Genomic DNA, 23,048 nt, shown 5'->3' with positions numbered 1-23,048 from the left:
ATGGGCCGGGCAGAAAGGAAAGTGCCCTGTAACAGGGGGGATAATCATGGTGACAGGCAAAATGTGACGCGCGGCAAAGCGCTGTTTCCTTGAGGGACAATCAACACATAAAAAAAGCCGCATCAGCGGCTTTTTTTGCAATCGCTTTCAGGCTCTACCACATCCGGTTCCGGTACGGCGGTGCAGTTGCTGGTATCGTGGGTTTTCAGCTCATTTAAGGCATCGGCCACCGTGCGTTTGGCCAGGACCGCGAGTGAGGCCTGCTCGGCTTCTTCTGCGATAGATTTAAAATACCAGCACAGGTTGGCGCTGACCAGGCAACGCGGCGCGACGTTCGGGCGCGCAGCCCAGAGTTTTTTATCATCAGTGACGGAAACATAAATATCACGCAGGGTGATGTCTGCCGCCGGTCGGCCAAGATGAATGGAGCCGGTGCGTCCCAGCGTAGACACAATAATGCCGTCACGCGTTAATGGCACCATCAACTTGCGGATAAAACTCGGGTTTGCTTCAAGCCCGTAAGCGAGAATCGCGCTGGTAGAGCGTTTTCCCATTTGCTCCGCCATCGCCACGCTCAGAACCATTTGCAAAGCTGTCGGGAAGCGATAATCAAGCATCTTTGTATCCTGAATTGCGGTGCGTTTTTGTTGTTGTATTGCCGCATGAGTGAACAATGAATCAGCTGTAAATATAACAAAGGCGGTGGGTTTTTAGAAGCAAGAGGCCCGCGACAAGGCACATATTCACCACACTGAAGCCGTCAACAGCACAAGGTGCTTACCGCCATTCTGCTTGCCGATTCGCTTAAGGCGCTGCGTTGACCGGTGCGGGAAGCCGTTTTTTTAACGCCACCACCAGCAGCAGGTTCAGCACGGCGAGCGTGCAAAGCAGCCATAAGGTGGCGTCTGCGCCCAGGGTGGCAAACATATAGCCAAACACCAGCGGCGTTATTGCCTGGCCCATTAGCGCCGGGCGCGCCATTCTGCCTGCGAGCACGGCATAGGCTTCCGGCTTGACCATCACCAATGGCAACGTGCCCCGCACTATCGCACGCAGGCCGTTGCCTGCACCGTAAAGGATCATGCTGAACAACGCCGTTTGAGGAAACAGCGCCAGCAGCACCAGGCCCAACGCGACGAATCCAACAGAAAAAAACGTGGTCCAGATGGGGTGACTCCCTTTGAAAACCATATCGATAATCCGCGAAGCCACCTGGCACGGCCCCAGTATGGCGCTGATCGCCAGCGCCGAGGCCAGGCTGTAACCGCTCGCTTCCAGCAGGGTAATAAGCTGCACGGAGATGGCCGTCATGATGACCGATGCCAGGGTGAAAATGGCACACAGCAGGCGAAACAGTACCACAGGCAAATCGGCCTCAGCGGGAGGCAGGCTTTGACGTTTAACCGCTACGGGCAGACTGCTCTGCGGCAGTGCAAAGAGATAAACGGGCAGAACGCAAACCAGTAACAGTCCGGCGATGGCAAAACAGGCGCCGCGCCAGTCAAGCCAGTGGATCAGCAGTGCCGTTCCCGGCCAGACCAGGCTGGTGCAGAAACCGGAAATAAGCGTTATGCCGGTTATCGCGCTGCGCGCGTGTCCGCCATAGCGAGTGCCCAAGGTGGCAAAGAGCGCATCGTACAGCCCCATCGCCATGCCCACGCCAATGATGACCCAGGCCAATAAAAACACAGGTAAATGATGGCTGAACCCCATGAGGATCAACCCTGCCGCCATCACAAAGCCATTTAACGCCAGCATCAAACGCCCGCCGGTCCGGGCAATCATGTGCCCACAGCGCGGGGCCAGTAGCCCGGAAACCAGAATGCCTAACGAGAGCCCACCATAAACCCACTGTTGCGACCAACCGGTCTCCGCCACGATGGGCGCGGCCATCACCGCCATCAGATAAAAGGATCCGCCCCAGGAGAGGATCTGAACCAGCCCCATAAGGACAATGCTGAATGAACCGGGCTTTTTGATTACGTCCATGTCGGGAATCCGTTAGCGAGCGAAGCGTTTTTATAACATGTTAATGCAATGGAAAAAACGGGGGCCACTTTTTCCTGCCTGCGCCGAATGGCGGCACGGTTTTAACAACACGACTAATAGTATGTTGTAACTACATTCGCTATTGCAGCGCCTTGCGACTTCTGCCACATTGAGCATGTTGTAACTATGGAGAACAGAATGGCGCGCTACGATTTAGTGACTGATATGCAGCAATGCGTAAAAGATCTTGAGCAGGCGTTAGGTGCCTTGCGGCAGCAGATTGAGTCGCTACCGCTATTGATTGCCCGGGTCTTTCGTTTACCGCCCGTCGAAAAAGGTCATGAGCACGATCCTGTGACGCAACTTGCCGTTGAGCAGCTGCTTGGCATTCAGGCGCGAGACATGGCCATGAATCACTACTGCCGGCTGTTTATGCAACATCAGTCGGAAAAGCTCAGTACTAAAGCCGCCGTGCGCTTGCCAGGTGCGCTTTGTCTTGCGTGCAGCGAACAGGAAGAAACGGAGCTCACTGAGCGCATCGCGGGAATCAATCACCTTAAAGCCCGACTGGAGCACCTGATTACGGTGGAGTCCGGCCTGCCCTCTGAAGCCCGCTTTGAGTTTGTCCATCAGCATTTGCGAGGGCTAATCACCCTGAATGCCTACCGGACCATCACTGCGATCCCGGCACCGGAAAGTGTACGTTTTGGCTGGGCCAATAAGCAGGTGATTAAAAACGTGAAACGGGAAGAGATCGTTGCCCAACTGGAAAGAAGCCTGAAAGCAGGCCGCGCCCAGGCGCCCTGGACACGAGAACAGTGGGCAGAAAAGGTTCAACAGGAGCTGGCAGATGTCCGCGCCCTGCCCGCCTCAGCACGTCTCAAGATTAAACGCCCGGTGAAAGTGCAGCCTATTGCGCGTATCTGGCGCGCAGAAGAGAAAAAGCAAACCCAGCTGGCCTGCCCGTCACCGATTCTGGTGCTGTGCCGCGACCGCAGCCAGGTGCCGCAGTTGGGTGAGCTGCTGAATTATGATGCCGACAATATTACGCATCGCTATAAACCAGCCGCCGAACCGCTGTCTTTGCTGATCCCCCGGCTGCACTTATGGGTTGATTGTCTGGTGTGATATCAGGGCCGTGAAGGCCCTGACGTGCCTGACTCACTGCTTCATGCTGCCAACCATCTCTTCCGGGCGAACCCAGGCATCAAACTCGTCTTCAGTCAGATAACCCAGTTTCAGCGCCGAGGCTTTAAGCGTTAAGCCTTGCTTGTGAGCCTGCTTGGCAATTTCCGCCGCTTTGTCATAACCGATGTGGGTATTTAACGCGGTAACCAGCATAAGCGATTCGTTGAGTAACTGTTCAATTCGCTCACGCACCGGCTCAATACCGGTCGCGCAGTGGTGGTTAAAGCTGTCCATGCCGTCGGCCAGTAAACGAACCGATTGTAGGAAGTTATGAATAATCATCGGACGATAAACGTTCAGCTCGAAGTTGCCTGACGCACCGCCCATGTTAATCGCTACATCATTTCCCATCACCTGGCAGCACAACATTGTCAGGGCTTCACACTGGGTTGGATTTACTTTGCCCGGCATAATGGAGCTGCCCGGTTCATTTTCCGGAATAGCGATTTCACCGATACCACAACGTGGGCCCGATGACAGCCAGCGCACGTCGTTGGCAATCTTCATCAACGACGCCGCCAGCCCTTTAAGTGCGCCGTGCGCATGCACCAGCGCATCGCAGGTTGCCAGCGCTTCAAATTTGTTGGGCGCGGTCACGAAGGGTTGTCCGGTCAGGTCGGCCAGAGCTTTAGCCACGCGAACGGCATATTCAGGATGCGTATTCAACCCGGTTCCTACCGCCGTTCCACCCAGCGCCAGTTCTCCAAGGTGCGGAATGCTCTGTTCGATGTGCCTGAGGTTATGCTCAAGCATGGCAACCCAGCCCGAGATTTCCTGTCCCAGTGTTAACGGCGTGGCGTCCTGGAGATGGGTGCGGCCAATTTTAACGATGTCTTTAAACGCCTCAGATTTGGCGCTCAGCGTTTGTTTAAGCACGTTCAGCTGTGGGATCAGATGTTCACGCACCGCAATGACGGCCGCCACGTGCATGGCGGTGGGAAACACATCATTCGAACTCTGGCTCTTGTTAACATCGTCGTTAGGATGCACGAGGCGCGACATACCGCGCTCTCCGCCGAGCAGCTCACTGGCCCGGTTAGCCAACACTTCATTCATGTTCATGTTGGTCTGGGTACCTGAACCGGTCTGCCAGATTGCCAGGGGGAATTCGTCACTGTGCTTGTCCGCTAACACCTCATCGGCGGCGTTCACGATCGCTTCCGCCCGCTCGGCCGGTAATAAGCCCAGATCCCGGTTAACGCTCGCGGCGGCGCGCTTGGTCATTGCCAGCGCATGAACCAGCGCGACAGGCATTTTTTCTGTCGAGATGCGGAAGTGCTCCAGTGAGCGCTGTGTCTGAGCGCCCCAAAGTTTCTCAGCCGGTACATCAATTGGCCCCATTGAATCTTTTTCAACGCGATTGGCTGCCATGATTCTCTCCTTAGCACAGTTTTAGATAAGACTTAGCGTCATCGGTTGTCGATTAGCCCCTGTCTGACGCGGTTAAACTTACACAATTTTTTAACATCCTCCGAGCTTAGCATCCTTCTTGCGCGGGATATGTATTTTCCATGGCGGTTTCTGGTTTAATAAGCGCAGTCTTTTTCCGCCAGTAAGGCAATTAAAAAAATGAAAAAAATGATTAACTCCCTGCAAAACTATGCATGGGGCAGTAAAACCGCTTTAACCTCGCTGTATGGCATAGCCAATCCAAAGCAGTTACCGATGGCTGAATTGTGGATGGGTGCGCACCCTAAAAGCCCATCGACTGTGGAAGAACATGGCAAGCCCCGTTCGTTACGTGATGTGATTGCGGCCAATCCGCAGCAGATGCTGGGCGATGCCGTTGCTAAGCGCTTTGGTGAGCTGCCTTTTCTGTTTAAAGTGCTGTGTGCCGATCAGCCGCTGTCCATTCAGGTGCATCCCAGCAAACGCGCCGCCGAAGAGGGTTTTGCGCGTGAAAATGCCGCGTCAGTCCCTCTCAATTCCGCAGAACGCAATTATAAAGACGCTAATCACAAGCCCGAACTGGTCTATGCGCTGACGCCCTTCAAAGCCATCAACGGTTTTCGCGAACTGAACGAAATGGTTTCGCTGCTGGAGCCGGTTGCCGAGGCACACCCGCAGATCGCCCATTTCCTGCGCCAGCCCACTTTGGCGAATCTTGCCCAGCTGTTTTCCACCCTGCTTTCCCTTGAGGATGATGAAAAAACTCAGGCGCTGCGCGTACTGATGACCGCCGCACAGCAGCATCATGGCGAGCCATGGCAGACTATCAACGACATTGCGGAAGTGTATCCGCAAGACAGCGGCCTGTTTTCACCGCTGCTGCTTAACGTGATCACGCTGCAACCCGGCGAAGCCATGTTCCTGTTTGCCGAAACCCCGCACGCCTACCTTCACGGCGTCGCGCTGGAAGTCATGGCCAACTCTGATAACGTGTTGCGCGCGGGCCTGACGCCGAAATATATCGATATCCCAGAATTGATGGCCAACCTTGCATTTAAAGAAAAGCCGGCCAGTCAACTGCTCACGCAACCCGAGCAGCACGAAAACAGCCTGCATTTCCCCGTACCCGTGGAGGATTTTTCGTTCTCTATTCATGCGCTTACTGATAAGCCGCTTTCTGTCCATCAGGACAGCGCTGCGTTGCTGTTTTGCGTTGAAGGCGAGGCGACGCTCGTCTGTGGTCAGCAGCAGCTGGTGCTCAAACCTGGCGAATCCTGTTTCGTGGCAGCCAGCGATCCGTCTCTGACCATTGCAGGTCACGGCCGTGTTGCACGCGTATTTAATGAGTTAAGCTGAGACGGCTGACGTCACCGCGCTTAACTGCTATTATTTCAATCTATTAGCTAAAAATGCCTGTGGGCGCTTTTTCATCCGCCGTTTGGCGCGGTCTGTCAGGCGGGTGAAATCAAGGATAAGGACGATTCAGCAATGAAAAAGACTCAAGTTGCCGTTGGTGTGGTAGTTGCTCTGGGCGTAGTCTGGACAGGTGCGGCATGGTTTACCGGCAAAAAGCTGGAAAGCAATATGGATCAGATGATCCAGAACGCCAATGCCCAGTTAACGGCGATGGCCCCGAACAGTCGTCTTAAAGTGAGCTATCAGGATTATCAACGCGGCATTTTCAGCAGTAAAATGAATGTGGTTATCCAGGCGAGCTCGCAGACGGAAGACAACCCGCTGCTAAAACCCGGCCAGAGCATCATTCTGAATGAACAGATCGATCACGGTCCTTTCCCGTTTGCCCAGCTGAAAAAATTCAACCTCATTCCCAGCATGGCCTCTGTTCACACCACGCTGGCAAATACCGATGCGGTTAAAAAACTGTTTGAGCTGACTAACAACCAGTCGTTTATCAATGCTGAAACTCGCGTGGGATACAGTGGAAGCACCGATACCGCGGTGAATATTCTGCCCATCGATTATCAAAATGCACAAACGGCGCAGCGTGCGGCCACCAGCGGCGGCACGGTGAATATCAGCGCAGATAACAAAGGCGATAAAGTTTCGCTGGACAGCGACATCGACAGTATTGCGATCACCAGCAAAAACCAGGTCGATCAGCCGGTCATGTTTACGTTAAACGGACTGAAGCTTAAAGCCGATACGCACCTGACCAGCGAAGGCGTTCGCATTGGCGATCAGTCAATCAGCGTGGATAAACTGGCTGCCGCCGTAAACGGACAGGACGCGGTGATCCTCAATAAGATGGTCGGTGATTCTGCTTTTGATAATAAAGCGGGCAAAATCAGTGGCGACATCAACTATAAAATTGATGGCGTGGAAGTGCAGAAACAAAATCTGGGCCAGTTCGCATTAAAAATGAAGCTGTCTCAGTTCGATGCGCAAAGCGTAAAAACCTTCTCTGACAACTACAACGCACAGCTGACAACGCTGATGAATCAGCCGGGCGTGGAAGATGATCCGGTTCGTTTCCAGAACGGTGTTCGTGCCATTCTGCTGAATAATCTGCCTACCCTGTTAAAAGGTGCGCCTACCGTTAGCGTTGCACCGCTGAGCTGGAAGAACGATAAAGGCGAAAGCACCTTTAATCTGAACGTTAATTTTAACGATCCGTCGACGGTAACGGGCGAGCCGCAGACGCTGGCCGCATCGGTTGATCGCGTGCTGAAAACGCTGGATTTAAAACTCTCTGTGAATATGCCAATGGCAACCGAAACCATGCGCCATATTGGCCTGGCTGAGGGCTATCAGGCGGACGACGCGCAGAAGCTGGCGGATCAGCAGGTCAAAGGCCTGGCAGCGATGGGACAGATGTTCCGTCTGACACAAACCCAGGACAACAATATCGTCACCAGCCTGCAGTATGCTAACGGCCAGGTAAATATGAACGGCGACAAAATGACGCTGGAACAGTTTATGTCGCGTTACATGCTGGGCGTGCCAACCAACGAAGGCATGCCAGAGTAAGCGTTATCTTCTGGAATCAGGCGGCCTTTGGCCGCCTTTTTTATGCCAATGCCTGGCGGGTGTGCCGCTGCTGGTAAATTCATTCAGTGCCCATCACGCAACTTTGCGCAATTTATCAGCACCTGACTCACTTGTTGCGCAAATTGCTGGCGTTGTTGCGCAAGATATTTTTATAATGCTCTGCACTTTACAGATACCCGGACGAGTGCACTCCATGATTGATTCAAAACTTCCGCTTACCGACATTCATCGCCACCTTGATGGCAACATCCGTGCACAAACCATTCTTGATTTAGGCCGCCAGTTTAACCTGTCCTTGCCTGCCACTACGCTTGAAGCCCTGCGCCCGCATGTGCAGGTAACGGAAACACAGCCGGATCTGGTGAGCTTTCTGCAAAAGCTGGACTGGGGCGTAAAAGTGCTGGGCGATCTTGACGCCTGCCAGCGCGTGGCGCGAGAGAACGTGGAAGATGCCGCCAGAGCAGGCATTCATTACACCGAGCTGCGTTTCTCGCCGGGCTACATGGCGATGACCCATAATCTGCCGATTGCAGGCGTGGTCGAGGCGGTCATTGATGGCATAAAAGCCGGATGCCAGCAGCATGATATCGACGTGCGTTTAACCGGCATCATGAGCCGCACGTTTGGCGAACAGGCCTGTCTGGATGAGCTCAACGGTTTACTGGCCTTCCGCGACCATATCACCGCCGTCGACTTAGCCGGTGACGAGCTGGGTGCGCCGGGGAGTCAATTCCTCAGCCACTTTGCCCGCGCGCGTGATGCCGGTTTTCGCATTACGGTTCATGCTGGTGAAGCAGCAGGCCCGGAAAGCATCTGGCAGGCCATTCGTGAATTAGGCGCTGAACGTATCGGTCACGGCGTGAAAGCAATTGAAGATCGCGCGCTGATGGATTACCTGGCGGAGCACGCGATCGGCATCGAATCCTGCCTGACCTCCAATATTCAAACCAGTACCGTGTCCTCGCTGGCCCAGCACCCACTGAAAGTCTTCCTGGAGCACGGCGTTCTGGCTACGATTAACACCGACGATCCTGCGGTACAAGGCATTGAGCTGGCCCATGAATACCTGCATGCCGCCCCGGCGGCAGGGCTAAGCCAGGCACAGATGCGACAGGCCCAGGAAAATGGCCTGAAGATTGCCTTCCTGAATGAGGCGGAAAAAGCGGCCATTCGGGCGAAGGTGCAGTAAACAACAAGGCCGCTGATTCAGCGGCCTTTTTTTTGCGTATTGACTATTTTAAAGACACCGTCTGGCGTTTTTCTGCAGACTGTAGCCCTCGCTCAATCAGCTCCATCACCTGAATTGCCTCTTCAGCAGTGACCGGGTTCGCGCCTCGTCCGTTAATGGCATCACGGATCCCCGCATAGTAGGCCGGATAGTTGCCGGGCTGTGTCAGGCAGGTTTTCTCGGTCATGCTATCACCCTCAACCTGCGTCAGCGTGCCATCGCGCATATCGTAGCCCCACTCTTCGCTCGGCGGAAAATCACCGGCTTTAAGACGATCTTCCTGCGGGTCCAGACCGTATTTCACGTAGCTGCCTCGCGTACCGTGAACCGTATAGCGCGGTGACTCTGCCGCCGCTAACATGCTGGCATGGAGTACCACGCGTCGCTGCGGATAGGTTAACGTGGCGTGGAAGTAGTCGGTCGTTTGTGCGCCGGGACGCAGTTCAGCTAAATCCACATTGATCGCCACCGGTGGTCCAAACAGCTGCAGCGCCTGGTCCAACAGATGCGGGCCTAAATCGAACCAGATGCCGCTGCCCGGCCCTTTCATTTCACGCCAGCGTTGGCGAACCTCCAGCCGGAAGCGGTCAAAGTGCGATTCAAAATAGCGCACCTCCCCCAGCTCGCCCTCGGCAAGTAAGGCTTTTAGCGTCAGGAAATCGCTGTCCCAGCGGCGGTTGTGGAACACAGACAGCAACAACCCTTTGGCTTTGGCTAGCGCATCCAGCTCGCGCGCCTGTGACAACGTCACGGTAAAGGGCTTATCAACGACCACGTGCTTGCCCGCATTCAGTGCCGCTTTGGCCAGGGGAAAATGCGTATCGTTGGGGGTGGGGATGACAATCAGTTGTAGGGTGGGATCGTCCAACAGCGCCTGAGGATCGGCCACCACCTTTACGGAGGGCCAGTCGGCATTGACTTTGCTGGCATCGCTGCTGGAAATGGCTGCCAGCTCAACATCCGGCGTTCCCGCAATCAGCGGGGCATGAAATGTTTTACTGGCAAAGCCATATCCAATGAGTCCAACTCGCAGTTTCTCGCTCATTCCTTTTCCTCTCTATTCGCTAACCAGACTGATTTAAGACTAATAGTCTCGTCAGGACAAGGAGGATTCCCCTTAAAATCAGGAGACTGTGCTGCGGGCGACTGTCCAGGCGTGCTGACTGGCTAAATTATCGTGCACGTCCTGATTACGTCGACGAAAATCACTGGGGCTGACGCCCACGCGTTTACGGAAGACGCGCGAGAAATAAAGCTGATCGTCATAGCCCACTTCGCGACCAATGCTGGCAATCGGCTCCTGCGTGGTCTGCAGCAGCAACTTGGCCCGTATCACCCGCTGATCTTCACGCCAGCGAAGGAGATTCACGCCCATCTGCTCACGGAACAGGTGCGCCAGCCGCGAAGGCGATAAGCAGACGTGGCGAGCCACTTCTTCAATTTTCACCTCGCTGGCGAGATGATTGTTCACATACTGACAGGCTTCGATGATGCGCGGATCGCGAATTTGCTGGTGATTTCGCGGATCTTCCTCCACCGCACGAAGCAACAGGCGCTCCAGCAAATTCATCGCCAGTTCTTCGGCAAAGCGGCGTGAGGAGTTATGGGTTTGTTCAATGGTGGCAAACAGGCGATCGAATTCGCCACGCAGGGATTCAGGCAACCGCAGGCGCCCTACACCTTCCTGCTCATCCTGCCAGCGCAGCCAGTCATGCCAGTAAGCGCGCGGACGGAAATAGACCCAGCGGTGAAACCACTGCGGGCTGTCGGGGGCACGACCGTAATAGTGGGCGGTTTTCGGCTGAAACAGCAGCATTTCACCGGGTTCACAATCAAAGGCTTTTTCGCCATCGAATACCCGGCCTTTGCCTTTGATGGTCAGGTTAAGAATATAGCCCTTCATGCCGTGCGGGCGATCGATAAAGAAATCCAGCGGACCATCCGCGGTGATAGGCGTTAACCCCGCCACCAGCCAGGCATTAAACGCGTATCCGGGCAGCAGGGGATTTTGCTGCTCTGCCGGTAATTCACGGTGATACATAATGTCCTCACTTCGTCGTTGAGTGATCACCCGCGGACGCCTTTCGCGTCCGCGGGAAGGTTTCACGCCAAATCAGACTTTATTTTTTTGTTTGTAGCGGTCAAATATCACCGCGGCTAACAGTATCAAACCACGCACAACATACTGTGAGAATGGCGAGATATTTAACAAATTCATCGCATTCTCGACGGTGCCAAGAATAAGCACGCCCGCCACCACGTAGGAAATTTTACCGATTCCGCCCTTGAGGGATACGCCGCCCAGGACGCAGGCAGAAATGACCACCAGCTCATAACCGATGGAGGTCATCGGCTGTCCGCTGGTCATACGGGACGCCAGAATGATGCCCGCCGCGGCGGAAACCAGACCTGAAAGGATAAAAATAATGATACGGGTCCGCACTACCGGCACGCCTGCCAGTCGCGCGGCTTCTTCATTGCCGCCGATAGCCAGCGTGTTGCGTCCAAACGTGGTTTTATTCAGCAGGAAGGCAAAAATCACCATGGTGGCCAGGGTGATCCAGATGGGTGCAGGTACGCCCAGCCAGTTGGCGAAGCCCAGTACAAAGAAGCGCTCGTCTTCGATGCCGACCGCTTTGCCATCGGAGAAGATGTAGGCCAGACCACGCACGATCTGCATTGTCGCCAGGGTCGTAATCAGGGCGTTAATCTTCAGTCGTGCAATCACGAAACCGTTGATAAAGCCGGTCGCCATTCCAAGCAGCAGCCCGGCCCCCACGCCAATCCACAGGCTTTCGGTCATGTTAATGACCACCGCCGTTACTACGCCTGCACAGGCGATAACGGAGGCAACCGAGAGATCGAAATCGCCGGATGCCAGACAGAACAGCATGCCGCAGGCGACCATGCCGGACATCGACATGGCCAGCCCCAGGCCTTTCATATTGATAAAGGAGCCGAAGTTGGGCACAAACACAGCACAGGCAATAAACAGCAGTGCAAAGACCACCAGCATGCCGAAATTGTCCCAGATGCGACCAAAATGCAGACCACGGCGTGGCGCTGCTGGCGGCGTATTAGATGTCGTGGATGAAGTCACGGTACTCTCCTGTCAGGCCACGGCGGCCGCTTGTGTCGTTTTAGGCATAGCCAGGCTCAGCGTCTGCTGCTCCGTAGCCTCGTCATGCAGTATTTCTCCGGCGATAGCCCCTTCACGCATGACCACAATGCGGTCAGCAAGGCCCATCACTTCCGGAAGATCGCTGGAAGCAAACAGCACCGCAATGCCCTTGTTTGCCAGCGCATAAATCAGGTTATAAATTTCGTGCTTGGCCCCAACGTCAATGCCGCGCGTGGGCTCATCCAGCAGGATCACTTTCATCTCCTCTGACAGCCAGCGCCCCAGAATGGCTTTTTGCTGGTTGCCGCCAGAGAGGTTCATGATCAGCTGATCGGCACTCGGTGTTTTGATGTTGAGCGAACGAATATGACGGTCAGCGTTCGTGGCTTCCCAGCCGTTTTTAATCAGGCATCCGGCGGTCAGGTTATGGCGACGGGCGCTGATGTTGATATTGTCGCGGACCGAATGTACCGGAATGATGCCTTCGGCTTTGCGATCTTCCGGGCAGAGCATCACGCCAGCACGGATAGCATCGATTGGGGCGCTGAGCTTCAGCGGTTCGCCATCCAGCAGCACCTGACCGCCACGCAGTCGCGTTGCGCCAAACAGCCCTTTCAGCAGCTCGCTGCGCCCTGCGCCAACCAGGCCAAATAAGCCAACAATTTCGCCCGCGTGCACATTGAGCGAAATCGGCGTTCTGACGCCCTTCGCTTCCACATTCTGCAGTTCGAGCCGCACGGCGCCTTTTTCACGCGGCGAATATCCATAAATGTCGCCCAGATTACGCCCGACCATCGCCTGAACCAGATCGTCGTGATGCGTGTTGGCCATGTCTGTAAAGGTTCGAACATAGCGGCCATCTTTAAAAACGGTGATGGCGTCGCTGAGGGCAAAGATCTCTTCCATACGATGCGAAACGTAGAGCACCACGCGCCCTTCTGCCCGCAGCTGACGGATAACCCGGAACAGGTTATCGATTTCCCGTGCAGACAGTGAACTGGTGGGCTCATCAAACGCGATGATGCGCGCATTGCGCGCCAGCGCTTTGGCAATTTCCACCATCTGCCATTGCCCCAGAGACAGGTATTTCAGCGGCATGTCGGGATCAACGTCCATGCCTAAGTTTTTCAGTTGCAGTCCGGCTTCGTAACGCAGCAGTTTTCGGTTGACCAGCCCGCGCTTGTGCGGCAACTGACCGAGATAAATATTTTCTGCCACGCTCATTTCGGGGACTAAATGCAGTTCCTGGTAGATAATCGCCACGCCCGCGTCCAGCGCGTCAGTGGTGTGCTGAAAATTAACCGGCTTTCCTTTGATACGAATTTCACCGCCGCTCGGCAGATAGCTACCACTGAGGATTTTAAGCAGTGTCGATTTACCGGCACCGTTTTCTCCCATCAGCGCATGCACCTGACCACCGTGGCACTCAAAAGAGATGTCCTGTAACGCTTTGACGCCGGGAAAGGTTTTACTGATGCCATGAAACGACAGAAAGGCTGAATCAGTGTTCATGGTTTCTCCAAAAAATGGCGTTGATGATTCGGGCCACCGGCAGTTAAGGATTTATCCTGTTACCCATTGGGTAACGCTGTAAAACCCCTGCTTTCTCTGTGGCCCGATAATGACTTTACCTGTGCTGCCTCAGCAGCCTGCTGTTACATCAACCCTTTCTTCGCCAGCTCGGCTTTAAAGTTGTCGCGGGTGATTAACACCACGTCGGTGACTTCAGTGAATTTCGGCGGTTCCTGACCTTTGCTCACCCAGTTGTAGAGCATCTGGCTGCTCTTATAACCGTGGATATCCGGGCTTGGCAGCAGAGATCCATAGAAGCCGGTTGCGTTGGCCTTCGACAGTTCACTCACCGCATCCACACCGTTAATACCGATACCGATGACGTCAGCGGCTTTAAAGCCCTGTCCTTCGGTTGCGCGCACGCCGCCCAGCACGGTGTTGTCGTTCATGCCGACAATCAACCAGTGTTTCACTTCCGGGTGCTGAACCAGCAGAGAGTTACCCGCATCGAATGCACCAGGGATATCATTGGACTTGGTCGGCACCTGGTAGATCTGTTTTTCCGGGAATCCTGCGGCTTTTAGCGCATCCATCGAACCCCCGGTACGACGACGGGCGGTATCCAGCTCGTTCGCCGTAATCGCCATCACCGCCGTGTCTTTTGCGTCCCAGCCGCGTTTTTGCATTTCTTTATAGAGTTCCTGACCCTGACGCTCACCAATCTTGGTCGCCGCCATCATTACTAACGGCACGCTATCCATGGGTTTGCCTTTGGCGTTGACGAACTGGTCATCCACCGCAATCACTTTCAGTCCGTAGCCCCGTGCTTTTGCCATAATGGCCGAGCCCAGCTTGGGATCCGGTGTACAGATAACAAAACCTTTCGCGCCGCTTGCCGCAAGGCTGTCTATCGCATTGAGGGTTTTCTCACCGTCCGGAACGGCAATTTTGATGACCTCGAAGCCCAGATCTTTTCCGGCCTTATCGGCAAATTTCCATTCCGTCTGGAACCACGGCTCCTCGGGTTGCTTGACCAGAAAACCCAGCTTCATGGTCTCGGCGATAGCTGATTGTGACATAACCGCTGCCAGCCCAATGGCTGCCAACGCTTTAGTGAATTTATGCATGATGCTCTCCGGCGCTAGTTGTTTTATCGCTGTTAAAAACGAATTGGTGTAAACGCTACCAGTTAACTTTCTTTTAGGGGTACAGAATTAAATCAGGACGTTAGCGCGAGCCGCGATGGTAGCCTGCTTAAACGTTGGCCTATTTTTAGCGGGAATGGAGAAGAAAAATGTAGAGCGGTATCACATCTTAAAATCACGACAGAATGATCCATATATTCAGCGAATTTAACCGTCTCTTAACTTTTGCAATGGATCACAATTTCACTGCTGATGGCAGAAAAGTGCATATTCTCAGCCAGCCGTGACTAACCGTTATTTCTTACACATCACAGGATAAGGAGGTTTATTCATAACAGGAGATTCAAATGCGTACTGAAGCCATCACCCTGGGACTGGACTTTGGTAGTGATTCGGTGCGTGCGCTGGCGGTGGATTGTCACTCTGGTCAGGAGCTGCAAAGTGCCGTGGCAAACTATGCACGCTGGCAGCAAGGCCTTTACAGCGATCCTCACAGCAACCGCTTCCGTCACCATCCACAAGACTATATTGATGCCATGGAGCAGGCGATGCTCGAGGTGTTAAATGCGTTGAGTGAAGAACAACGCGCTGCCGTCGTCGGTATCGGCGTTGACAGTACCGGCTCCACACCCGCGCCTGTTGACCGTGACGGCAAGGTTCTGGCGCTGCGGCCTGAATTTGCTGAAAACCCGAACGCGATGTTTGTGCTGTGGAAAGATCATACGGCAATTGAAGAAGCCGAAGAGATCAATCAGCTGTGCCGTAGCGGCCGCTTTACCGACTACAGCCGTTACATTGGCGGCATTTACTCTTCTGAATGGTTTTGGGCAAAAATCCTTCACGTGACGCGTCACGATGCAGCGGTGCGCGAGGCCGCAGTCTCCTGGGTTGAACTGTGCGACTGGGTACCGGCATTGCTCAGCGATACCGTTGCCCCAGAAAAACTGCGCCGTGGACGCTGCGCCGCCGGTCATAAAGCACTGTGGCACGGCGACTGGAACGGCTTGCCGGATGTGGAATTTCTGAATGCGCTCGATCCCCATCTTACTCAGCAGCTTGACTCCCCGCTGTTTAAAGACACCTGGACCGCGGATTTGCCGGTGGGCACGTTGAGTCCCGAGTGGTCACAGCGCCTGGGCTTATCCCAGCAGGTGACGATTTCAGGCGGTGCCTTTGACTGTCATATGGGTGCAGTGGGCGCAGGCGCACGGCCCTACACGCTGGTGAAAGTGATTGGCACCTCCACCTGCGACATTTTGATTGCGGATACTGAGAAGGTGGGCGACCGCGCGATCAAAGGCATTTGCGGACAGGTCGATGGCAGCGTGGTGCCGGGCGCCATGGGTCTGGAAGCCGGACAGTCGGCGTTTGGCGATATTTATGCCTGGTTCAGTCGTCTGCTCGGCTGGCCGTTACAGCAGGCGGCGCAGCACCATCCTGAACTAAAACCGCAACTGGCAGAGATGCAAAAGTCGCTGATCAAAAACCTGACTGACGCCTGGGCCGCCAATCCGCAATTGGATCATATGCCGGTGGTGCTGGACTGGTTCAATGGCCGCCGCACACCGAACGCCAATCAGCGCCTTAAAGGTGTGATCACCGATCTTAATCTCGGCACCGATGCGCCTGCCCTGTTTGGCGGCCTGATTGCGGCGACCGCATTTGGCGCCCGCGCCATCATGGAGTGCTTCGAGCAGCAGGATATTCCGGTTGAGAACATTTTGACCCTGGGCGGCATTGCCCGTAAGTCTCCCGCCATTATGCAGGCCTGCTGCGACGTGATGAATCGCCCGCTGGATATCGTCTCTTCAGATGAATGCTGCGCCCTGGGCGCCGCCATCTTCGCCGCCGTGGCCGCCGGTGTTCACCGCGACGTCGAGCAGGCACAGAACGTGATGGCCAGCCCGATTGACGTCACGCTGCAGCCCGATCCGCAGCGCGTCGCGCGCTATCAGGAACTTTATCAACGCTATCAACAATGGTGCGTGACGGCAGAACCTCATTATGCCGCACGTTCCGCTTCCGCTAAGTAAAGGAGTGGTTTATGCAACAGTTCAACGTGTGGTTTGTCATTGGTACACAGCACCTCTACGGAGCGGAAACGTTACGTCAGGTTGAGCAGAATGCCCGTCAGGTGGTGGAAGGTCTGAATCAGGCGGGATTGCCTGTGCGCCTGGCACTCAAACCGCTGGTGAAATCGCCAGATGAAGCGCTGTCGCTGTGCCGTGACGCCAGTCACGATCAAAACTGTGTGGGCATCATTACCTGGCTTCATACTTTTTCGCCGGCCAAAATGTGGATCGGCGGTTTAAACGTATTAACGAAACCGTTATTGCAGTTTCATACCCAGTTTAATGCCGAAATTCCGTGGGACAGCATGGACATGGACTTCATGAACCTGAACCAGACCGCTCACGGCGGTCGTGAGTTTGGCTTTATCGGCGCACGTATGGGCCTGCAGCACAGCGTGGTGACCGGCCACTGGCAGGATAAACACAGCCAACAGCGCGTGGCCAACTGGATGCGTGCCGCGCTGGCCAAACAGGCCAGTCAGCACCTGAAAGTGGCCCGTTTCGGCGATAACATGCGTGAAGTGGCCGTAACGGAAGGCGATAAGGTCGCGGCACAAATCAAATTTGGCTATGCCGTCAATGGCTGGGGCGTGGGCGATTTGGTCGAAGTGATTAACGGCGTCAGCGATGGCGATGTTAATGCACTGGTCGATGAGTATGAGAGCCAGTACCGCTTTACCGATGTCGCCGCCGTCGGCGGTGAAAAGCGGCAAAACGTTCTGGATGCCGCGCGCATTGAGCTGGGCCTGAAGCGTTTTCTGGACGATGAAGGCTGTATGGCATTTACCACCAACTTCCAGACGCTGCATGGCATGACCCAGCTACCCGGCCTGGCGGTACAGCGCCTGATGGGCCAGGGCTATGGTTTTGCAGGCGAAGGGGACTGGAAAACGGCCGCCCTGCTGCGCATTTTCAAAGTGCTGGCGGGCGATCGTCCCGGCGGAACCTCCTTTATGGAGGATTACACTTACCACTTCTCACCGGGCAACGATTTAGTACTGGGTTCACATATGCTGGAGGTGTGCCCGTCCATCGCGCTGGAAGAGAAGCCGCTGATTGACGTTCAGTTCCTGGGCATTGGCAACAAAGCCGATCCGGCACGACTGATCTTCTCAACACCGGCAGGCCGTGCCATCAACGCCAGCGTGATCGATATGGGTGACCGCTTCCGTCTGCTGGTGAACGTAGTGGACGCCATTGAGCAGCCCAAACCTCTGCCAAAACTGCCCGTGGCCCGTGCGCTGTGGAAAGCTCAGCCATCGCTGGCAACGGCCTCTGAAGCCTGGATCCTGGCGGGCGGCGCGCACCATACCGTGTTCAGTCAGGCACTGAGCCTGGATGATATGTATCTGTACGGTGAGATGCACGGCATTGAGGTGCTGGTGATTGACGAACATACCCAGTTGCCTGCGTTTAAGGATGCCCTGCGCTGGAACGATGCGTACTACCATATGAAGCGTTAAGATTGCTGAGACGTTGCGAACGGGCCAGCTTGCTGGCCCGTTTTTTTATGGCTTGCCGCCGACCTTATCAACTCAGGCGGTCAACCGTGAATCACCCGAGGTAATACAATCGGATCAGTATGCCTTGCGTCACGGCTTTGCTCTTCTTTCGTCTCTGTCTCGTTATGAGGTTCTGCGTCAGTTCGAGCCTGTTTCTGTGCAGTCAGTAGGCTGATGCAAAAGGGTTATCTGGCAGCAGAAATTAACATACGGGCAAGAGGTTCTTTGTACAAAGGGCACAGGCCTGGATCACTCATTGCCTGCCACGTTACAGCGGCAGGCAGATCTGGATTTATTTTTTCAATAAACGTGGCAGTTGATTATCAAGCTCAAGAATACAGGCATCCATCATCTTTTGCGTTTCCTGGGTCACTTTAGCGTAATTGTTGGCCTTCCAGTCACTGAGCGGTGCTGTCGCCGGTTTCGGTGCACACTCTGATACCACATAGGCGCTGAGAATATTGCCGCCTTCCGGACGTTTATAGAACAGTACGCGGTAGGTTAAATCGTAGTTGCTGTTATTGGCCGACATATCGCTATAAACCAGTGACCATTGCGCCGCGGCAATGAACAGCGGCTGTGTATAAGCATATCCGTTGCCATTTTTATCGAGCCAGCTTTTTATTTTCACTACGGCTTTTGGGGTAAAATAGTGCGCCGTAGGTTCGGGCAGCGCATCAACAGAGGTGCCTTTATAACTGTTTTTGTCAAAGGAGCCGGTGCTGATTCCCCCACCTAACACTGCCGTTAGCACAGACATGCCCACACCCGCACCCGTACTCACCGGTGTGACTTCGCGCAGTTTTACGTCTGAGTAATGATTGTTATTCATATCCACTGGCGCATAAATCGTCTCAACAGTCAGCGTGCTGCCGTTATCGGCCTTAACGACCTGAGCATTATTTTTACCTGCGCATCCCACCAGAAAGACTAATGACAACGTACCCGTTATTAATAACTTGCTCATATTTATCGCATTCCCTTTACGTAAAAAGCCCTTGTTTCCGATTGTCTCTTTAAGGATTTCCAACCGGATTCCAGCTTCTATAACGGGTAAAAGGGAAAAAGCTTTAGGATTTTTTCATTAATTTTTGATGAATACTCATGGCTTAGTGTCGGTTAAGCATGATGGTACGCGGGAACCTTCAGGCAGCTGACGGGCACCTGTGGTTCAGCAGTGCCCACGGATGCCCTCACAGAAGAGGCCTGAATATCACCCTTTCCATCACTGAATGGCGGTTTACCACGTCACCGGCTTGCCAAAGCGATCCAGATACTCCAGCCCCGGTCGGCCCCGCTTGTGCTCGATGACGTTCACGATATCAGGCAGGGTTTCCTCAAGGCTAAAGGCCCCCTCTTCACCGCCCAGAGCCGTGCGGATCCAGCCCGGTGCCAGCAGTAATAAAGCCCGGTCCGGATGAGCGCGCGCCTGCCGTGCCGCATAGCTTCGCATATATTGATTCAGCGCGGCTTTAGAGCCGCGATACACTTCTCTTCCCCCTTTCACATTATCCCCCACGCTACCTTGACCGGATGACATGACGCCAATCAGTCCGTTGGCTCTGACCCGATCCTGACAGGTTTCAACAACCCGCATTGGCGAAAGCGCATTCGTTACCATGACGTGAATAAAATCTTCGGTACTGACCTCTCCAATCGTCTCACTCTGGTTGGGATTCGCCGTTCCGGCATTCACAAAAAGCGCGTCATAGCAACGATGCTGCAACCGCGAATTAAGCTGAGAAATTTGATCGGTATCGTTGATGTCCAGTTGTTCAATGGTAAGTGCATGCGGATAACGTGCAGACAAATCCTGCATAGCCTCGGGATGGCTGTTACGCACCGTTGCCGTCACTTCCCAGCCGCGGCTGAGCAGCTCACTGGTCATGGCCAACCCGATACCTCGTGAGGCACCTATTAATAACATTTTGGGCTTGTCGGCCTGAGATGAATGAAGCGTCATAAGAGTTACTCCTGCTGGTTGCGGAAATAACGACTTTAATGCGCAAAGAACAGTTGAGCCAGACGCACAGGATGCAATAATAGATTGCGTCTGATGCAAGGGTCTGACTTTATGCCTGATATTGATCTGAATTTACTCACTGCGCTGGATGCTTTGCTGACAGAGTGCAGCGTGACACGCGCAGCGAAACGGTTGGGGCTCAGTACCTCAGCCATGAGCCGCACGCTAGGCCGCTTACGCCTGGCGACCGGCGATCCGCTACTGGTTCAGGCCGGGCATAATATGGTTCCAACGCCCTATGCCACTGAACTGGCCACGCGCGTCCATGAGACGACTATGGACGCGTTCGCCCTGCTGCGCCCCGCAGATAAACGCCTCGATCTTTCTACAACCGCGCGCAGCATCGTTATACGGGCGAATGAAGGATTTATCGATTTAACCGCCGCCGCGCTGCTTAACGAGCTTCGCCAGACCGCGCCCAGGCTACGACTCATTTTCGTCAATAAATCAGATAAAGCGCCGCAGGCGTTGCGTGAAGGCAAGATTGATCTTGAAATTGGTGTGCTGGGTACGGATGCGCCGGAACTCAAAACCAGGCTGCTATTCAGCGACCACTTTGTGGGCATCTGCCGACGCGATCATCCGCTGCTGGATAACCCAGGCGTGACGGCAGAGCGCTATGCCAGCTTTTCGCATATCGTCATGTCCAGAAATAATGCCCGCTCTGGGCCTGTTGACGCCGCGCTTGATGCGCTTCAACTGCGCCGGGACATTCTGATGTCCGTTCCGACTTACAGCAGCGCCATCAATATTGTTTGTCAGACAGACCTCATTGGACTGGTACCCTCATCCGCGCTGGTCGGGCCCAATCGGCGCGCCGACCTGGTGCATTTCGACCTGCCGGTAGCTACACCGGTGATAAAGGTGCTGGCTATCTGGCATCCAAGACTGCACGCGGACCCGGTGCACCGCTGGCTTCGTGATACGATCGTCGCCGTTTGCCGCCGGGAACAGGGTAAAACCAAATGAATAGCGCGATGTGATACCGGGTCGACACAGAGACTCGCGATCTTGCAAGCCGGTATCAGACTTTTTTCCTTTCCGGGCTGACGCTTATAGCGCCCCATTCGCCTGGGGGGTGAAAATTCGTTATCATCAGCGCCTGTTCACGCCTCAGGCCCACTGATGTCTACGATTGTTGATACTTTTATTGCCCCGCCGTGCCATGAGGAGATACGCATTCTCTATCAGGACGACCATCTGGTGCTGATCGACAAGCCCAGTGAGCTGTTGAGCCTGTCAGGCAAAAACCCCCAAAACCTGGACTCGGTACACTATCGCCTGGTGACGATCTTCCCCGGCTGCACACTGGTGCACCGGCTGGATTTTGGCACCTCCGGGTTGATGGTTGTGGCGCGTAACAAAACCATTAACGCGGCGCTCAGCCAGCAATTCAGCGCGCGCACGGTGGCTAAGCACTACAGCGCCCTGCTGTGCGGGCATTTACCGGATGAAGAAGGCATCATTGATGCTCCCATCGCGAAAGACCCAGCCCGGTTTCCACGGATGTCTATTTGCGCCGAATGGGGCAAGCCTGCCCGTTCCCGTTATCGGGTTGTTGAGCGTTTTAACCTTAAACGGGATGACGCCAGAGTGATTCCCCTGACGCGCGTGACGCTGATCCCAGAAACCGGTCGCACTCATCAGTTACGTATTCACTGCCAACTGCTGGGCCATCCGATTTTAGGCTGTGACCTCTACGGGGGGCTTTTGCTGCCGGGCATGGAACAGACGCCAAGGTTAATGCTTCATGCCAGTGAACTGCAGTTTATTCATCCCGTTACCGGTGAGCCCTTTCACATCGTCAGCCCCAGTCCGTTTTAACGCAACGCCTTTACATTGGCGCCAGGAACACGGCTGACATTGTTGTGCCAGGCCGCTTCAGCCCGCAAACGCCTCTTGTTGTCACGGCTCACGGCACCGGTTTACTTCAGGTGCAGGTTATTCAGAAAGTCGGTAATAGCCGCAGCGATCGCCAGGCCGTGCGTTTCCAGCGCAAAGTGTCCGGTATCATAGAAGCGAATCTCCGCATCGGGCAGATCCCGTTTCCACGCCTCGGCACCAGCCGGCAGGAAGAAGGGATCGTTTTTCCCCCACACCGCAAGCAAGGGGGGCTGAAACTGACGGAAGTAGTTCTGAAACGCCGGGTACAGCGCCACGTTTGATGCGTAATCCAGCAGCAAATCGAGTTGAATCTCCGCGTTACCCGGCCGAAGAATGTGCAAACCCTCAAGCGTGTAACCATCCGGTGAGACACGACTTTTATCGGGCACGCCCTCAAGATATTGCCATTTGATCGAAGCTGGCGTTGGGAAGTCTCGCAGCGCGTCACGGTTTTCCTGGCTGGGCTCCTGCCAGTAGCGCTGGATCGGTTTCCAGCCCTCACCCAGTCCTTCCTCATAGGCGTTACCATTTTGAGAAATAATGGCCGTAATCCGTTCGGGATGACTGACGGCAAGCCGCCAGCCGACGGGGGCGCCATAGTCATGAACCATCAGCGCATAGCGCTCCAGCTTAAGCTGTTGCGTTAACTGCTCAATAGTGATTGCCAGCTGGCTGAAGGCGTAAACGTATTCGCCTCGTGCCGGAGATTCCGTGAAGCCAAACGCAGGCAGGTCGGGTGCAATCACGTGGTAGTGCCCGGCAAGATGCGGGATCAGGTCTCTGAACATAAACGAGGATCCCGCGAAGCCATGCAACAGCAGTATTGTCGGCCTGTTGGGATCGCCCGCTTCGCGGTAAAACACATTGACGTCGCCAACCTGTTCGTAGCGGTATTTTACGCCATCCCGTTGCTGTGCATCGTTAACGTCTTGCGTACGCAAACTGTCTGTCGTCGTAATGGATTTTGAAGCCGCCATGATGTTTCC

At 54.7% G+C, this 23,048-nt stretch carries 19 protein-coding genes; 8 read left to right on the top strand and 11 right to left on the bottom strand.

Annotation, left to right across the window (positions count from 1 at the left end; genetic code table 11):
- Positions 1 to 122: 122 nt before the first annotated feature.
- Positions 123 to 617, bottom strand: a complete 495-nt coding sequence (locus tag QLG08_RS22250; RefSeq protein ID WP_282473175.1) for an Rrf2 family transcriptional regulator — start codon at positions 615 to 617, stop codon at positions 123 to 125.
- A gap of 187 nt (positions 618 to 804) precedes the next feature.
- Positions 805 to 1,989 (bottom strand): MFS transporter, encoded by a 1,185-nt coding sequence (locus QLG08_RS22245; RefSeq protein WP_238493332.1) that lies wholly within the window; start codon positions 1,987 to 1,989, stop codon positions 805 to 807.
- 198 nt (positions 1,990 to 2,187) lie between these two features.
- Between QLG08_RS22245 and tus the strand changes: the two genes are divergently transcribed.
- Positions 2,188 to 3,117, top strand: a complete 930-nt coding sequence (tus, locus tag QLG08_RS22240; RefSeq protein ID WP_014605891.1) for a DNA replication terminus site-binding protein — start codon at positions 2,188 to 2,190, stop codon at positions 3,115 to 3,117.
- A gap of 33 nt (positions 3,118 to 3,150) precedes the next feature.
- Here the strand turns inward: tus and fumC are convergent, their stop codons facing one another.
- Positions 3,151 to 4,548, bottom strand: coding sequence for a class II fumarate hydratase (gene fumC / locus QLG08_RS22235; protein ID WP_013025710.1), 1,398 nt, complete (start codon positions 4,546 to 4,548; stop codon positions 3,151 to 3,153).
- 198 nt (positions 4,549 to 4,746) lie between these two features.
- Between fumC and manA the strand changes: the two genes are divergently transcribed.
- From manA to add, 3 genes are all read left to right on the top strand, one after another.
- The gene (manA, locus tag QLG08_RS22230; protein ID WP_088900259.1) at positions 4,747 to 5,922 is read left to right on the top strand and encodes a mannose-6-phosphate isomerase; all 1,176 of its coding nucleotides are present in this window, start codon (positions 4,747 to 4,749) and stop codon (positions 5,920 to 5,922) included.
- Positions 5,923 to 6,054: 132 nt separating this feature from the next.
- On the top strand, positions 6,055 to 7,554 hold the full coding sequence (locus tag QLG08_RS22225) for a YdgA family protein (RefSeq protein ID WP_013025708.1): 1,500 nt from the start codon (positions 6,055 to 6,057) through the stop codon (positions 7,552 to 7,554).
- A gap of 214 nt (positions 7,555 to 7,768) precedes the next feature.
- Complete coding sequence (add, locus tag QLG08_RS22220) at positions 7,769 to 8,764, top strand: adenosine deaminase (protein ID WP_022622741.1); 996 nt, start codon at positions 7,769 to 7,771, stop codon at positions 8,762 to 8,764.
- 43 nt (positions 8,765 to 8,807) lie between these two features.
- Here the strand turns inward: add and QLG08_RS22215 are convergent, their stop codons facing one another.
- From QLG08_RS22215 to QLG08_RS22195, 5 genes are all read right to left on the bottom strand, one after another.
- A complete protein-coding gene (locus tag QLG08_RS22215; RefSeq protein ID WP_015700355.1) occupies positions 8,808 to 9,848 on the bottom strand; it encodes an oxidoreductase in 1,041 nt (346 codons plus the stop codon).
- Between the two features lie 78 nt (positions 9,849 to 9,926).
- The gene (gene araC, locus QLG08_RS22210) at positions 9,927 to 10,844 is read right to left on the bottom strand and encodes an arabinose operon transcriptional regulator AraC (protein WP_014593654.1); all 918 of its coding nucleotides are present in this window, start codon (positions 10,842 to 10,844) and stop codon (positions 9,927 to 9,929) included.
- A gap of 72 nt (positions 10,845 to 10,916) precedes the next feature.
- The gene (gene araH, locus QLG08_RS22205) at positions 10,917 to 11,903 is read right to left on the bottom strand and encodes an L-arabinose ABC transporter permease AraH (RefSeq protein ID WP_013025704.1); all 987 of its coding nucleotides are present in this window, start codon (positions 11,901 to 11,903) and stop codon (positions 10,917 to 10,919) included.
- A gap of 12 nt (positions 11,904 to 11,915) precedes the next feature.
- The gene (gene araG / locus QLG08_RS22200; RefSeq protein WP_013025703.1) at positions 11,916 to 13,436 is read right to left on the bottom strand and encodes an L-arabinose ABC transporter ATP-binding protein AraG; all 1,521 of its coding nucleotides are present in this window, start codon (positions 13,434 to 13,436) and stop codon (positions 11,916 to 11,918) included.
- 143 nt (positions 13,437 to 13,579) lie between these two features.
- Positions 13,580 to 14,563, bottom strand: coding sequence for an arabinose ABC transporter substrate-binding protein (locus tag QLG08_RS22195; RefSeq protein WP_013025702.1), 984 nt, complete (start codon positions 14,561 to 14,563; stop codon positions 13,580 to 13,582).
- A gap of 365 nt (positions 14,564 to 14,928) precedes the next feature.
- Between QLG08_RS22195 and QLG08_RS22190 the strand changes: the two genes are divergently transcribed.
- Complete coding sequence (locus QLG08_RS22190) at positions 14,929 to 16,614, top strand: ribulokinase (protein ID WP_015700357.1); 1,686 nt, start codon at positions 14,929 to 14,931, stop codon at positions 16,612 to 16,614.
- An 11-nt stretch (positions 16,615 to 16,625) separates the two neighbouring features.
- Complete coding sequence (gene araA, locus QLG08_RS22185; protein ID WP_014593649.1) at positions 16,626 to 18,116, top strand: L-arabinose isomerase; 1,491 nt, start codon at positions 16,626 to 16,628, stop codon at positions 18,114 to 18,116.
- A 331-nt stretch (positions 18,117 to 18,447) separates the two neighbouring features.
- On the opposite strand, the gene QLG08_RS22180 is transcribed toward araA, so the two are convergent.
- Positions 18,448 to 19,185 carry a hypothetical protein gene (locus QLG08_RS22180; protein ID WP_078828660.1) on the bottom strand — a complete coding sequence of 246 codons (738 nt, stop codon included), beginning with the start codon at positions 19,183 to 19,185 and terminating at the stop codon, positions 18,448 to 18,450.
- A gap of 210 nt (positions 19,186 to 19,395) precedes the next feature.
- Positions 19,396 to 20,118, bottom strand: coding sequence for an SDR family oxidoreductase (locus QLG08_RS22175; protein ID WP_015700360.1), 723 nt, complete (start codon positions 20,116 to 20,118; stop codon positions 19,396 to 19,398).
- Between the two features lie 93 nt (positions 20,119 to 20,211).
- On the opposite strand from QLG08_RS22175, the gene QLG08_RS22170 reads away from it, so the two are divergent.
- On the top strand, positions 20,212 to 21,147 hold the full coding sequence (locus QLG08_RS22170; protein WP_014605897.1) for a LysR family transcriptional regulator: 936 nt from the start codon (positions 20,212 to 20,214) through the stop codon (positions 21,145 to 21,147).
- Between the two features lie 156 nt (positions 21,148 to 21,303).
- The gene (locus QLG08_RS22165; protein ID WP_014593645.1) at positions 21,304 to 22,002 is read left to right on the top strand and encodes an RluA family pseudouridine synthase; all 699 of its coding nucleotides are present in this window, start codon (positions 21,304 to 21,306) and stop codon (positions 22,000 to 22,002) included.
- 101 nt (positions 22,003 to 22,103) lie between these two features.
- Here QLG08_RS22165 and QLG08_RS22160 read toward each other — a convergent pair whose 3' ends face one another.
- Positions 22,104 to 23,039 (bottom strand): alpha/beta hydrolase, encoded by a 936-nt coding sequence (locus QLG08_RS22160; protein WP_024471575.1) that lies wholly within the window; start codon positions 23,037 to 23,039, stop codon positions 22,104 to 22,106.
- Between the last annotated feature and the right edge of the window lie 9 nt (positions 23,040 to 23,048).

The sequence above is a fragment of the Pantoea sp. V106_11 genome (genome assembly GCF_029967885.1).
In the GTDB taxonomy this organism is placed as follows: domain Bacteria; phylum Pseudomonadota; class Gammaproteobacteria; order Enterobacterales; family Enterobacteriaceae; genus Pantoea; species Pantoea ananatis.
Note: the sequence above shows the minus strand (reverse complement) of the source record. Positions and strands in the feature narration are given on the sequence as shown.